Source organism: Bradyrhizobium sp. YR681 (genome assembly GCF_000282615.1).
Lineage (GTDB): Bacteria > Pseudomonadota > Alphaproteobacteria > Rhizobiales > Xanthobacteraceae > Bradyrhizobium.
In genome coordinates this window covers 22,089-36,112 of the sequence record NZ_AKIY01000188.1, presented here as the reverse complement: position 1 = coordinate 36,112, position 14,024 = coordinate 22,089, and the positions used below count along the sequence as shown (strand labels likewise).

The 14,024-nt window shown below is 63.4% G+C and carries 11 protein-coding genes; 8 read left to right on the top strand and 3 right to left on the bottom strand.

What is annotated here, in order from left to right; translation table 11 throughout:
• Nucleotides 1-59: 59 nt before the first annotated feature.
• Entirely contained in the window at nucleotides 60-926 is an 867-nt protein-coding gene (locus PMI42_RS15525) for an IclR family transcriptional regulator (protein ID WP_008135688.1), read from the bottom strand.
• A gap of 127 nt (nucleotides 927-1,053) precedes the next feature.
• Here PMI42_RS15525 and PMI42_RS15520 point away from each other — a divergent pair, with 127 nt between their 5' ends.
• The 8 genes from PMI42_RS15520 to PMI42_RS15485 all read left to right on the top strand — a co-directional run bounded on the left by PMI42_RS15520 (nucleotide 1,054) and on the right by PMI42_RS15485 (nucleotide 12,183).
• Complete coding sequence (locus tag PMI42_RS15520) at nucleotides 1,054-3,150, top strand: 3-hydroxyacyl-CoA dehydrogenase NAD-binding domain-containing protein (protein WP_008135687.1); 2,097 nt, start codon at nucleotides 1,054-1,056, stop codon at nucleotides 3,148-3,150.
• Between the two features lie 87 nt (nucleotides 3,151-3,237).
• Nucleotides 3,238-4,920, top strand: coding sequence for a dicarboxylate--CoA ligase PimA (gene pimA / locus PMI42_RS15515; protein ID WP_008135685.1), 1,683 nt, complete (start codon nucleotides 3,238-3,240; stop codon nucleotides 4,918-4,920).
• A complete protein-coding gene (locus tag PMI42_RS15510; RefSeq protein WP_008135683.1) occupies nucleotides 4,917-6,104 on the top strand; it encodes an acetyl-CoA C-acyltransferase in 1,188 nt (395 codons plus the stop codon). The genes pimA and PMI42_RS15510 overlap by 4 nt, the downstream gene beginning before the upstream one ends.
• A gap of 150 nt (nucleotides 6,105-6,254) precedes the next feature.
• Nucleotides 6,255-7,445, top strand: coding sequence for a pimeloyl-CoA dehydrogenase large subunit (gene pimC, locus PMI42_RS15505; RefSeq protein WP_008135681.1), 1,191 nt, complete (start codon nucleotides 6,255-6,257; stop codon nucleotides 7,443-7,445).
• 163 nt (nucleotides 7,446-7,608) lie between these two features.
• Nucleotides 7,609-8,751, top strand: coding sequence for a pimeloyl-CoA dehydrogenase small subunit (gene pimD / locus PMI42_RS15500; protein ID WP_008135679.1), 1,143 nt, complete (start codon nucleotides 7,609-7,611; stop codon nucleotides 8,749-8,751).
• Nucleotides 8,752-8,875: 124 nt separating this feature from the next.
• Nucleotides 8,876-9,649, top strand: coding sequence for an SDR family NAD(P)-dependent oxidoreductase (locus PMI42_RS15495; protein WP_008135678.1), 774 nt, complete (start codon nucleotides 8,876-8,878; stop codon nucleotides 9,647-9,649).
• A gap of 263 nt (nucleotides 9,650-9,912) precedes the next feature.
• Complete coding sequence (gene glpK / locus PMI42_RS15490) at nucleotides 9,913-11,418, top strand: glycerol kinase GlpK (RefSeq protein WP_008135677.1); 1,506 nt, start codon at nucleotides 9,913-9,915, stop codon at nucleotides 11,416-11,418.
• Between the two features lie 171 nt (nucleotides 11,419-11,589).
• The gene (locus PMI42_RS15485; protein ID WP_008135676.1) at nucleotides 11,590-12,183 is read left to right on the top strand and encodes a GNAT family N-acetyltransferase; all 594 of its coding nucleotides are present in this window, start codon (nucleotides 11,590-11,592) and stop codon (nucleotides 12,181-12,183) included.
• 240 nt (nucleotides 12,184-12,423) lie between these two features.
• Here the strand turns inward: PMI42_RS15485 and PMI42_RS15480 are convergent, their stop codons facing one another.
• Together PMI42_RS15480 and PMI42_RS15475 are read right to left on the bottom strand one after the other, a co-directional pair.
• Nucleotides 12,424-13,530, bottom strand: coding sequence for a hypothetical protein (locus PMI42_RS15480; RefSeq protein WP_157195762.1), 1,107 nt, complete (start codon nucleotides 13,528-13,530; stop codon nucleotides 12,424-12,426).
• A gap of 48 nt (nucleotides 13,531-13,578) precedes the next feature.
• Complete coding sequence (locus PMI42_RS15475) at nucleotides 13,579-14,016, bottom strand: hypothetical protein (protein ID WP_008135674.1); 438 nt, start codon at nucleotides 14,014-14,016, stop codon at nucleotides 13,579-13,581.
• Nucleotides 14,017-14,024 lie beyond the last annotated feature (8 nt).

Here is a 14,024-nt window from a genome sequence, read left to right as displayed (position 1 = left end):
CGCCCACAATGTTCAGCGGACGACGGTGCGATGTGAACCGCTCCCGATCATGACAAAGGCTATCTGAACCCCTCGGCCACACGCGCAACTTTTCCTCCTGATTTCAGCTTTTTGCTGACGTCTTTTTTGGATTGCGGCATCAGTCCCCCGAGTGCCGCTTCGATGTTCCTTACCATCGCAAGCAGGCGCGGTCCAATGTCGTTGATCAAACGCTCTTCCGTGAAACGGAATGCGGGCGCGCCGCAATTGAATGCGTAAGGTCCGGTTCCGTCATTGAGCCTCAGCGCGACGCCGGCCGCGCCGATGTCGTCGTGCCAGTCGCCGACGGAAATCGCAAAGCCGTATTTCGCCACGGTCTCGCCAGAACGTTCCAGTCCGTCGCGCATCTTGGGCCAGCGGCTGCCGTAATGTTCGCGCAGGACGCGGGACAGTTCGGCGCGATTGTCTTCGTCGAGCGCCCAGAAATAGGCGCGACCCATCGCGCTGGTTGCAATCGGCACGCGGGAGCCGACGTCAAGTTGAACGCCGACGGTCTCGCTGCCGCGGCTTTGCCCGAAATAAATCATGCTGTGACGGTCGCGGCCGCCGATTGCCACGGCGCCGCCGGTCGCACGCATCACTTCCTCGCGAAACGGTTCGGACAAATGCCGAACGCCGAGGTTGGATAACGCCGCGTAGCCGAGCGCCATTGCGGCGGGCGCGAGCTGATATTTCTCGAAACGGGGAACCGGCGTCAGATAACCGAGCTTCGTCAACGTGTAGGTCAGGCGCGAAACGGTCGGCTTGGGCAGGTTGGTCCGCGCAGCGATCTCCTGGTTGCCGAGAAGTCCGTCGCTGGGTTGGAATGCGCGCAATACGTCAAGTCCGCGGGAAAGCGCGACGACGAAATTCCGGTCGGTCGCTGTCTTCTTGCCTGTACGCTTCATCCCTGATCTGCTTCTTGCGCGGAGTCGTTGACAACGTCCGTGCTTCAAAATAACCCTGCCGTCAAGATGCGGAATTAAATTCCGCAGTGCGAAATTGAACAAAGTTACCCCACCAAGGAGGGACACCGTGAGCGAAGTGGTCAAGCTTGAGCGTCATGACGAAGTCGGGATCGTCACGGTCAACAGCCCTCCGGTCAATGCGCTGAGTGCCGCAGTGCGCGGCGGAATCCTGGACTGCATCAAGGCCGCAATCGCCGATCCCGCGATCAAGGGCATCGTGCTGACCTGCGCCGGGCGCACCTTCATCGCCGGCGCCGACATTACCGAATTCGGCAAGCCGCCGAAGCCGCCTGGCCTGAACGAAGTTCTGGCCGAAATGGAAAACTCGCCGAAGCCGATCGTTGCCGCGATCCACGGCACCGCGCTTGGCGGCGGCCTCGAGGTCGCGCTGGCCTGCCATTATCGCGTGGCTGTCAAAGAGGCAAAGCTCGGCCTGCCCGAGGTGAAGCTCGGCCTGCTGCCGGGCGCCGGCGGCACCCAGCGCCTGCCGCGCGCGGTCGGGCCGGAACTTGCCGTCAAGATGATCGTCGGCGGTGACCCGATCGGCGCGGCCGAAGCGCTCAAGAACGGCCTGATCGAGGAGATCGTCGAGGGCCCGGCCTCCGGCGGCGAAGCCTTCGTCCGCAAGCTGATTGCCGAGAAGCGTCCGCTGCGCCGCCTGCGCGACGACGATTCCAAGATCGCGGCCGCCAAGGCCGACCGTTCGATCTTCACCAATGCGGTCGCCGCCATGACCAAGAAGTCGCGCGGCCTGGAAGCGCCGTTCGCGGCGGCCGACGCGGTCGGCTACGCCATCGACCTGCCGTTCGACGAGGGCCTGAAGAAGGAGCGCGAGGGCTTCCTCAAGCTTGTCGCCAGCGACCAGTCGAAGGCGCAGCGCTATGCCTTCTTCGCCGAGCGCGAGGCCGCCAAGATCGCCGGCGTGCCCGAAGGTACCAAGTCGCGTCCCGTTAACCGTGTCGCCATTCTCGGCGCCGGCACCATGGGCGGCGGCATCGCGATGTCGTTTGCCAACGCCGGTGTTCCCGTCACCCTGATCGAGACCGGTGAGGAGCAGCTCAAGCGCGGCATGGGCATCATGCAGAAGAACTGGGAAGCGACCGCCGCGCGCGGCGGCATCCCGGCCGATGCGCCGGCCAAGCGCATGGCGCTGATCAACGGCGTCGTCGGCATCGAGAATGTCGGCGATGCTGACCTCGTCATCGAAGCCGTGTTCGAGACCATGGCGGTGAAGAAAGAGGTGTTCGGCAAGCTCGATCAGTACGTCAAGCCGGGCGCCGTGCTCGCCTCCAACACCTCGTATCTGAACATCGACGAGATCGCGAAGTCGACCAAGCGTCCGCAGGACGTGCTCGGCATGCACTTCTTCTCGCCAGCCAACGTCATGAAGCTGTGCGAGATCGTGCGCGCCGACAAGACCGCGCCGGATGCGCTGGTGACCGCCGTCACCATCGCGCGCAAGATCGCCAAGGTGCCGGCCGTGGTCGGCGTCTGCGACGGCTTCGTCGGCAACCGCATGCTGGCCCAGCGCGGCAAGCAGTCGGAAAAGCTGCTGTTCGAAGGCGCGCTGCCGCAGCAGGTCGACGCCGTGGTTACAAAATTCGGCATGCCGATGGGTCCGTTCGCGATGGGCGACCTTGCCGGCCTCGACATCGGCTGGCGCTCGCGCAAGGACCGCGGCATCAAGTCGGAGATCGCGGATGCGCTGTGCGAAGCCGGCCGCTTCGGCCAGAAGACCGGCAAGGGCTATTACAAGTACGAGGCCGGCTCCCGCTCGGCGCTGCCCGACCCGGAGGTCGAGAAGCTGATCGACGAGACGCTGCTGCGTCTCGGCCGCAAGAAGCGCGTCGTCACTGACGACGAGATCCTTGAGCGCATGATGTACCCGATGATCAACGAGGGCGCAAAAATCCTCGAAGAAGGCATCGCGGCACGCCCCTCCGACATCGATGTGGTCTGGCTCTACGGCTACGGCTGGCCGATCTATCGTGGCGGCCCGATGTTCTGGGCCGACACCGTTGGCCTCAAGCACATCGCCGATCGCCTGGCCTTCTACGCCAAGGAGACCAACGACCCCAGCCTCGAGCCCGCCCCGCTGCTGAAGAAGCTCGCGGCCGAGGGCAAGACCTTTGCGTCGCTCGCGGCGGCCTCGAAAGCGGCTTGATGGAGCTTTGCGCTCCAGCTCTCAGTCATTCCGGGTTCGATGCTTCGCATCGCCCCGGAATGACGGTCTGTGTGGTTTAAGGAAGCAATGACCCATCCCGGCGAACAGTTTTATCCCGAGGGCGTGCGTTGGGACGACACCATCGTCCAGGGTTCGCTGCCTGACCTCTTGTCGAACGCCGCAGCGAATTACGGCCCGCGCACCGCGCTGGAATTCCGCGATCGTCCGATCAGCTATACCGATCTGGCCGCCATGGTCGAGCGCGCGGCCGCCGCCTTCCTGCGTGAAGGCATCGGCAAGAACTCTTCCGTGGCACTGTTCCTCGGCAACACGCCGGACCATCCCGTCAATTTCTTCGGCGCGCTGAAGGCCGGCGCCCGCGTCGCGCATCTGTCGCCGCTCGACGGCGAGATCGCGCTGACCCACAAGGTCTCGGATTCCGGCTCGCGTCTGCTCGTGACCTCGAACCTCGCCGCGCTGCTGCCGACCGCGCTGAAGTTTCTGGAGAAGGGCCTGATCGACCGCCTCGTCGTCTGCGAGGACGACAATTGGGGCAAGGTCGGCACGCCGCAGGCGCCGATCCCCAACGATCCCCGCATCGTCACGTTCAAGACGTTTATCGAGGGCGCGACCGCACCCGCGCAGTGGCCGTCCGTGACGGCCGACGACGTCGCGCTGCTGCAATATACCGGGGGCACCACGGGCCTTCCCAAGGGCGCGATGCTCACCCACGGCAATCTCACCTCCGCGGTGTCGATCTACGACGTCTGGGGCAAGCCGTCGCGTGCGACGCGCGGCGATGTGATCGAGCGCGTGATCTGCGTGCTGCCGCTGTTCCACATCTACGCGCTCACCGTCGTGCTCTTGTCCACGCTCAGCCGCGGCAATCTGATCTCGCTCCATCAGCGTTTCGACGTCGAGGCGGTGATGCGCGATATCGAGGTGAAGCGCGCGACCTATTTCCCGGGCGTTCCCACGATGTGGATCGCGATCGCAGCGCTGCCTGACCTGGACAAGCGCGACTTCTCCTCGCTCAATGCCATCGGCTCGGGCGGCGCGCCGCTGCCGGTCGAGGTCGCAAGGTTCTTCGAGAGCAAGGTCGGCAAGAAGCTCAGGAGCGGCTGGGGCATGACCGAGACCTGCTCGCCCGGCACCGGCCATCCGCCCACAGGCCCCGACAAGCCCGGCTCGATCGGCCTGATGCTGCCCGGCATCGAGCTCGACGTCGTCTCGCTGGAGAACCCGGCGAAGGTGCTGCCGCCGGGCGAAGTGGGCGAGATCCGCATCAAGGGCCCGAATGTCACCAGGGGCTATTGGAACAAGCCGAAGGAATCCGCCGAATCCTTCGCCGACGGCCGCTTCCTCACCGGTGACATCGGCTACATGGACACCGACGGCTATTTCTTCCTGGTCGACCGCAAGAAGGACATGATCATCTCCGGCGGCTTCAACGTCTATCCGCAGATGATCGAGCAGGCGATCTACACCATCCCGGGCGTGCACGAGGTGATCGTGCTCGGCATTCCCGACCCCTATCGCGGCGAGGCCGCCAAGGCCTTCATCAAGCTGCGGCCGGACGCAAGGCCGTTCTCGCTCGACGAGCTGCGCGCGCAGCTTTCTGGCAAGGTCGGCAAGCACGAATTGCCTGCAGAGGTCGAGTTCGTCGACGACCTGCCGCGCACGCCGGTCGGAAAATTGTCGCGCCACGAATTGCGCCAGCAGCAGAAACCAGCACAATCCATCCAAACTGCATCAGGAGGTCGCTCTTGACCGACGCCGTCATCGTTTCCACCGCCCGCACCCCGATCGGCAAGGCCTATCGCGGCATGCTCAACGCCACCGAGGGCGCCACGCTGCTCGGCCATGCCATCGGCGAAGCCGTCGCGCGCGCCAAGGTCGATCCGAAGGAGGTCGAGGACGTCGTGATGGGTGCAGCGCTCCAGCAGGGATCGACCGGCGGCAACATCGCCCGCAAGGCGCTGCTGCGCGCTGGCCTGCCCGTCACCGTCGCCGGCACCACGATCGACCGGCAATGCGCCTCGGGCCTGCAGGCGATCGCGCTCGCCGCGCGCTCGGTGATCTTCGACGGCGTCGAGATCGCGGTCGGCGGCGGCGGCGAGTCGATCAGCCTCGTGCAGAACGACAAGATGAACGGCTTCCACGCCCAGGACCCGGCGCTGCTCAAGATCAAGGGCGAGGTCTACATGCCCATGATCGACACGGCGGAAGTCGTCGCCAAGCGCTACGGCATCTCCCGCGAGAAGCAGGACGAATATTCGCTAGAGAGCCAGCGCCGCACCGCCGCGGCCCAGCAGGGCGGCAAGTTCAAGGACGAGTTGGCGCCGATCACGACGCTGATGGCCGTCACCGACAAGGCGACTGGCGCGGTGTCGATGAAAGAGGTGACGCTGTCGCAGGACGAAGGCCCGCGCCCCGAGACCACGGCTGAGGGCCTTGCCGGCCTGAAGCCCGTCCGCGGCGAAGGTTTTTCGATCACCGCCGGCAATGCCAGCCAGCTCTCCGACGGCGCCAGCGCCTCCGTGATCATGAGCGACAAGGAAGCCGCCAAGCGCGGTTTGCAGCCGCTCGGCATCTTTCGCGGCTTCGTCTCCGCCGGCTGCGAGCCGGACGAGATGGGCATCGGCCCGGTCTTCGCCGTGCCCCGCCTCTTGAAGCGTCACGGCCTCACCGTCGACGATATCGGCCTGTGGGAGCTCAATGAAGCCTTCGCGGTGCAGGTGCTGTATTGCCGCGACAAGCTCGGCATCGACCCCGACAAGATCAACGTCAACGGCGGCGCGATCTCGGTCGGCCATCCCTACGGCATGTCGGGCGCGCGCCTCACCGGCCACGCTTTGATCGAAGGCCGCCGCCGCAAGGCCAAGTACGCGGTCGTCACCATGTGCGTCGGCGGCGGCATGGGCGCTGCCGGTCTGTTCGAGGTGTTGCAGTAAATGTTTCTGCCATTCCGGGGCGCCGCGAAGCGGCTAGCCCGGAATCCATAGTCACCAGTCGGGGATATGGATTCCGGGCCTGCGCCTTACGGCGCATCCCGGAATGACAGCGGGTTTGGTAAGAATAAAATTCGCTCACAGGAGGATCCAATGGATCTCGCATTCACGAAAGAAGAGCAGGCGTTTCGCGAGGAAGTGCGTTCGTTCTTCCGCGACAACGTGCCGCCGGACACGCGGCGCAAGCTGGTCGAGGGCCGTCACCTCTCGAAGGACGAGATGGTGACCTGGTGGCGCATCCTCAACAAGAAGGGCTGGGGCACCAGCCACTGGCCGACGCAGTATGGCGGCACGGGATGGACCTCGGTGCAGCACTACATCTTCAACGAGGAGCTGCAGTCCTATCCGGCGCCGCAGCCGCTCGCCTTCGGCGTCAGCATGGTCGGCCCGGTCATCTACACCTTCGGCAATGAAGAGCAGAAGAAGCAGTATCTGCCGCGCATCGCCAATGTCGACGATTGGTGGTGCCAGGGCTTCTCCGAGCCCGGCTCCGGCTCCGACCTCGCCTCGCTCAAGACCAAGGCCGAGCGCAAGGGCGACAAATGGATCATCAACGGCCAGAAGACCTGGACCACGCTGGCCCAGCACGCTGACATGATCTTCTGCCTCTGCCGCACCGATGCGACCGCCAAGAAGCAGATGGGCATCTCCTTCATCGTGTTCTCGATGAAGTCGAAGGGCGTCACCGTGCGCCCGATCCAGACCATCGACGGCGGCGTCGAGGTCAACGAAGTCTTCTTCGACGACGTCGAGGTGCCCATCGAGAACCTGATCGGCGAGGAGAACAAGGGCTGGGATTACGCAAAATTCCTGCTCGGCAATGAGCGCACCGGCATCGCCCGGGTCGGCGTCTCCAAGGAACGTCTGCGCCGCATCCGCGATCTCGCCGGCAAGGTCGAGTCGGGCGGCAAGCCGATCATCCAGGATGCCGCGTTCCGCGAGAAGCTGGCGGCCTGCGAGATCGAGCTGAAGGCGCTCGAGCTGACCCAGCTCCGCGTCGTCGCCGACGAGGGCAAGCACGGCAAGGGCAAGCCCAATCCGGCCTCATCGGTGCTGAAGATCAAGGGCTCCGAGATCCAGCAGACCACCACCGAGCTGCTCATGGAAGTGATCGGCCCGTTCGCCGCGCCCTACGATCTGCACGGCGACGACGGCTCCAACGAAGCCATGGACTGGACCGCCCAGATCGCGCCGAGCTATTTCAACAACCGCAAGGTCTCGATCTACGGCGGCTCCAACGAGATCCAGCGCAACATCATCGCCAAGGCGGTGCTGGGGCTGTGAGTCAACGATGACGGTGTCGTCCCCCGCGAAGGCGGGGGACCCAGTACGCCGCGGCAGTCGTGAGTACGGCAGGCGGCTGCGTTTACTGGATCCCCGCCTTCGCGGGGATGACGTCTGAGGGTGAGGCGACGGCAGGGCAATTCCCGCCGATTTGGAGAGAAACATGGATTTTGATCTGAACGAGGAGCAGCGGCTTCTCAAGGATAGCATCGACGGCCTGCTGACCGACTCCTACGATTTCGAGAGCCGCAAGAAGTACATGAAGGAGAAGGGCGGCTGGAGCAAAGCCGTCTGGGGCAAGCTCGCCGAGCAGGGCCTGCTGGGCCTGCCCTTCGCGGAAGCCGATGGCGGCTTCGGCGGCGGCGGCGTCGAGACCATGATCGTGATGGAAGCGCTCGGCAAGGCGCTGGTGCTCGAGCCGTATCTCGCAACCGTCGTGATCGGCGGCGGCTTCCTGCGCCATGCGGGCAGCGATGCGCAGAAGGCCGCGCATGTGTCCGGGATCATTGACGGCAGCAAGACGCTGGCGTTCGCCCAGCTCGAGAAGAACTCGCGCTACGACCTGTTCGACGTCTCGACGACCGCGAAGAAGAAAGGCGACGGCTGGGTCATCGACGGCGAAAAATTCGTCGTGCTGAACGGTGAGAATGCCGACACCCTCATCGTCACCGCGCGCACCAAGGGCGACCGCCGCGACAAGACCGGCATCGGCGTGTTCCTGGTGCCGGCGAATGCCAAGGGCGTCACCAAGAAGTCGTACCCGACGCAGGACGGCCTGCACGCCGCCGACATCACCTTCACGGGTGTCGAGGTGGGAGCCGATGCCGCACTCGGCAATCCCGACGACTCGCTCGCCCTCATCGAGCGTGTGGTGGACGAAGCCCGCATCGCGCTCTGCGCCGAGGCCGTCGGCCTGATGGACGAGTCGCTCAAGACCACGGTCGAGTACATCAAGACGCGCAAGCAATTTGGCGTCGCGATCGGCTCGTTCCAGTCGCTCCAGCACCGCGCCTCCGACATGTTCGTCGCCGCCGAGCAGGCGCGCTCGATGTCGATGTTCGCGACCATGGCCGGTGATTTCGAGGACGCTCACGAGCGCTCCAACGCGATCGCCGCCGCCAAGGTCCAGATCGGCAAGTCGCTGAAGTTCGTGGGCCAGCAGTCGATCCAGCTCCACGGCGGCATCGGCATGACCATGGAGGCGAAGATCGGCCACTACTTCAAGCGCCTCACCATGATCGAGAACTCGTTCGGCGACACCGACTACCACCAGCGCCGCGTCGCGGATGCGGGCGGGTTGATCTAGGTCTCTCCTTCGTCATTGCGAGGAGCGCAGCGACGAAGCAATCCAGACTGCCTCCGCGGTAAGACTCTGGATTGCTTCGCTTCGCTCGCAATGACGAGTGCGCGGTATCAACGAGGCAACACCAATGAAAAACACCCCCTTCGATCTCACCGGCAAGGTCGCCATAGTCACCGGCTCCAGCCGCGGCATCGGCCGCTCCTCCGCCGAGCTGCTCGCAAAGCTCGGTGCCAAGGTCGTGGTGTCCTCCCGCAAGGCCGACGCTTGCAAGGAAGTCGCCGACGGCATCATCGCGGCGGGCGGCGATGCCACCGTCATCCCCTGCAACATCGCGCGCAAGGCCGAGGTCGAGGCGCTGATCTCCGGCACGATCAAGCACTACGGCAAGATCGACATCCTCGTCTGCAATGCCGCCGTGAATCCGTACTACGGCCCGCTGCTCGACATCACGGACGAAGCCTTCGACAAGATCATGGGCTCGAACGTCAAGAGCAACATCTGGCTCTCCGCGCTCGCGATCCCTGGAATGGTCGAGCGCGGCAACGGCTCCGTGATCATCATCTCCTCGATCGGCGGCCTGCGCGGCTCCACCGTGATCGGCGCCTACGGCATCTCGAAAGCCGCAGACTTCGCGCTGTGCCGCTCGCTCGCCGGCGAATGGGGCCCGAAAGGCGTCCGCGTCAATTGCATCGCGCCCGGCCTCGTCAAGACCGATTTCGCCCGCGCGCTCTGGGAAGACGAAGCCAACCTCAAGCGCCGCACCGCCACCACCCCGCTCCGTCGCATCGGCGAACCCGACGAGATCGCCGGCGCGGTGGCCTATCTGGCCTCGGATGCGTCGAGCTTCATGACGGGGCAAACCATCGTCATCGACGGCGGCGTGACCACGGCGGCGGTGTAGGCTTCTTTCCCTCTCCCCCTGCGGGAGAGGGTGGATCGCCGCGGAGCGGCGAGACGGGTGAGGGGTTCTCTCCGCGCGTGAATCTCTTCCTGCTGTGGTCGCCGAAGCATACCCCTCATCCGGCGCTTTGCGCCACCTTCTCCCGCAAGGGGAGAAGGGAACGGTCGAGACGCCCGCATCCAATCTTGACCTTCCGCCTCCAATCCGCTCCCTTTGGCGCGACACAATGATCCCCTCCGGGATAGCGGCCAAGGTAAGTTTCCATGTCTTTCATCCTCGCCATCGACCAGGGCACCACGTCCTCGCGCGCGATCGTCTTCCGCAGCGACATCTCGATCGCCGCAAAAGCGCAGCAGGAGTTTCCGCAGCATTTTCCGGCCTCGGGCTGGGTCGAGCACGAGCCGGACGACATCTGGACCTCGACCGTGATGGTCTGCCGCGATGCGATCGAGCAGGCCGGCATTACGGCGAAGGACATCGCCGCGATCGGCATCACCAACCAGCGCGAGACCACCGTGGTGTGGGACCGCGCCACCGGGCAGGCCGTGCACCGCGCCATCGTCTGGCAGGACCGCCGCACCGCCGACATCTGCGCGAAACTGAAGGCCGACGGCCGCGAGGGCGTGATCTCGCAGAAGACCGGCCTGATCATCGATCCCTATTTTTCCGGCACCAAGGTCGCCTGGATTCTCGATCACGTTCCCGGCGCGCGCGGTCGCGCCGCGCGCGGCGAGCTGATGTTCGGCACCGTCGACTGCTACCTGCTCTGGCGCCTCACCGGCGGCAAGGTGCACGCCACCGACGCCACCAATGCCTCGCGCACGCTGCTGTTCAACATCCACACCGGCCAGTGGGACGACGAGCTCCTCGAGATCATCGGCGTGCCGCGCTCGATGCTGCCCGAGGTGAAGGATTCCTCCGCCCGCTTCGGCGAGAGCGTGCCGGACCTGTTCGGCGGCGCCATCGCCATCTCCGGCATCGCCGGAGACCAGCAGGCCGCGACCATCGGGCAAGCCTGCTTCCGTCCGGGCATGATGAAGTCCACCTACGGCACCGGCTGCTTCGCGCTGCTCAACACCGGCACCACGCCCGTCGTCTCCAGGAACAAGCTGCTCACCACCGTCGCCTATCAGCTCGACGGCAAGCGTACCTATGCGCTCGAAGGCTCGATCTTCGTCGCGGGAAGCGCGGTGCAATGGCTGCGCGACGGCCTCGGTATCATCAAGCACGCCGCCGAGACCGGACCTCTTGCCGACCAGTCGGACTCCATGCAGAGCGTCTATCTCGTCCCCGCCTTCGTCGGCATGGGCGCGCCCTACTGGAATCCGCGTGTGCGCGGCGCGCTGTTCGGCCTCACCCGCAACACCGGCCCGGCCGAACTCGCGCATGCCGCACTCGAAAGCGTCTGCTACCAGACGTTCGACCTCTGGGCCGCGATGCGCGCGGACTGGCCCAGCTCGGAAACGGCAAGTGTGGTCCTCCGCGTCGACGGCGGCATGACCGCCTCCGACTGGACCATGCAGCGCCTCGCCGATCTCCTCGATGCCCCCGTCGATCGCCCCGTGATCCAGGAGACGACGGCGCTGGGCGCCGCCTATCTCGCTGGTCTTGCGGCCGGCGTCTATCCCGAGCCGACCAAGTTCGCCGACAATTGGCGCCTCGAGCACCGCTTCAAGCCGAACATGAGCCAGGCGACAAGAGAGCGAAAGCTCGCCGGCTGGGCGCGCGCGGTGAAGGGCGTGCTGGCGAGCGACGAGGGGGAAGGGTAGGCCGCTCTAGTAGCCTCCCCACCGTCATTGCGAGGAGCGCTTGCGACGAAGCAATCCAGTCCGTCTCCGCGGAAAGCGTCTGGATTGCTTCGCTGCTCTCGCAATGACCGAGTGGAGGCATCGCCGTCGCTCTTCAAGTTTCAACACCATGCATAACAAAACGGAATCAGAATGATCCTCCCCGACGGATATTCCGACGTCCCCGCCGGGAAGATCGCCGCCGTCGTGACCCATCTGGAGATGACGGAGCGTCCCGCGCGCCGTGACGATCCGCCGGGCGCATGGACGCTTCGCAAGGCCGACGCACCCACGCTCGATTGGTATCGCGATCTCCACCGCCGCGTCGGCGAGGAGTGGCTGTGGTTCTCGCGGGCGCGCATGAACGATGCCGAACTCGCCGCAATCATCCACGCACCGGGGATAGAGGTCTACGCCCTTGTCGTGGCCGGCCGCGACGAAGGCCTGCTTGAACTCGACTTCCGCGAGGGCGGCCAGTGCGAGCTGGTCTATTTCGGCGTCACCGCTGGCTTGATCGGCACGGGCGCCGCCCGCTTCCTGATGAACCGCGCGTTGGAGATCGCCTGGTCACGCGAGCCCAACCGCGTCTGGGTGCACACCTGCACCTTCGACCATCCCTCGGCCGTCGCGTTCTACCAGCGCTCCGGATTCCGCCCGTTCCGCCGGCAGATCGAGGTGGCCGACGATCCGCGCCTCGACGGCACGGCGCCGCGCGATGCAGCGAAGCACGTGCCGATCATCGAGTAGGTATACGGTAACAGGCTCGCTTAAAAGCACCGCCTTCATTGCATGCTCTGGAGAGAGGCCGCGCTATATGGCGCTAGTCGCCGTCTGTCTCGTGGGCTAGAAGTTAGCGTTCATCCCCACCTAGTCAAGCTTGCCGGTAAATGCGGGCCTAGAGCGCTGCGTCAAGTCGAATATAGGGCGGCCGCAAGAGTAGGCGAGAACGGTTAGGGGATGGGCTTCCGAGCGGCGAGAGGCTGCGTGTCAACCATCGAACCAACATGAAGAACCATTGTTCATGAAACTCTTAAGGGTATCCTCAAAGTGATTGCGCAGCCGATTGCCCATCGCGGAGCTGGGCTCTCGATAGCTGATAATATCGTCACTTGCTTGCGCGCTTACGCTGAACCAAGCGTCCAGAAAAATCGAGACGGCTGGCGTGCGCCCTTTTTTGCGTAGGTCAAGGCTCATGCTCCCAGAGAGTGCTGTTCGCACGAACATGCGCTCCTCCTTGTCTTCAACATTGATTCCCTCGGCCCTAAATCTGAAGCCTCCGCCCTCGTCCGGGAGGGCGAAGTATTTCGAAGACGCGCCGAACCTTTGTCTGACAAAATTGCGCAACTGATCGCTAGCTTGATCAAGGGTCATACGATCGAATTGGCATCGAAACTGTCCCGCATAGTCACCGCCGCTGAAGTCATAATAAACGTAGCGCGCCGCCAATAGCTTTGAGGAGGCATCTGAGATCTCTGCAACCACTGTGCACGTCATTTCACCCCTGATATTGGATGGGACGTCTACTTCGTACGTGCAATATTCGAGCGGTGCTATCTTCTTCTTGGAAGATAGTCGTGTGAAGGCACAAAAGCGCTCAACTGCGGGGCCTGCAGTGTATTCTGTTGCATGTTGCTCACAATGTAAGCCGGACTTCAACGATTGCTTCCAAAGTTCAAGAATTTGAGGAGCGCGAAACACTTTGGAGGAATCGACTAGCGCCAGTGCATACTTCTCTTGGGGCAACATCCAACTCGATATTCTGGAGAGTTCGTTGTCCACGAAGCTCGCACCGAATATGTCGGAGTTCAGGTCGACCGACTCGATGTTTGGTTGCATCGGGTTGAATGGAATTGCTCGGTTGTAATAATCCGGCTGAAGCTTTGCGTCGCTATTGTCGTCGCCTCCGAAGGCAGTGTTTTTGGGCCAAAGCGGTATCCACTTGGTCGGGCGGTAGTTAACCTTTTGAAATCCTTCTAGCGATATTGGCGCTCGAAGCTTGGCGCAGGGCAATAGCGTCTTGAAAAAATAGCAGAGATGAGTCGGTGCGAGTGACGAGTCCTTCGCGGCAACAGCTGTAGCCGTTGCTATGATCATCGTGATTGTGCAAAGAAGATAAACTCTTATCATCTTCCTACGGCCTTTCTATTGCTTGGCCGAAAAGATGAACGTCGATACGGTCGACGTGGTGCTACCCAAAAATCCGAGTAAAAGGGTGAGAGTCAGGCTGTACTTCTCAAAATCTAAGCCTCCATTCTTTAACCAGCCATTCGCGGTTGCGAAGTACATCAATGTTGAAACGGTGACGCCGACGAGGAAAATGGTGAAACCGCCGAGGGTCACCAGCCGCAAAATCTTTCCTCGTTCGCCTGTCGGCTCTGGTAACGTCTTTCCTACGGTTGCATAAGACACTGCGGCCGCGAGATAAGAGAGGAAAACTGGCAAACATAGCTGTATGAGCTGCATTTGCTGGCCTTTCTCGTAGTCCAAACGGAGACCCCATAGCGGGCCAGTTAGAAAGGCGACCAAGATTAAGAGGACGAAGAACAGGCTCGCGTAGATGATCGTGAAGCGAACGGACATTTTACTTC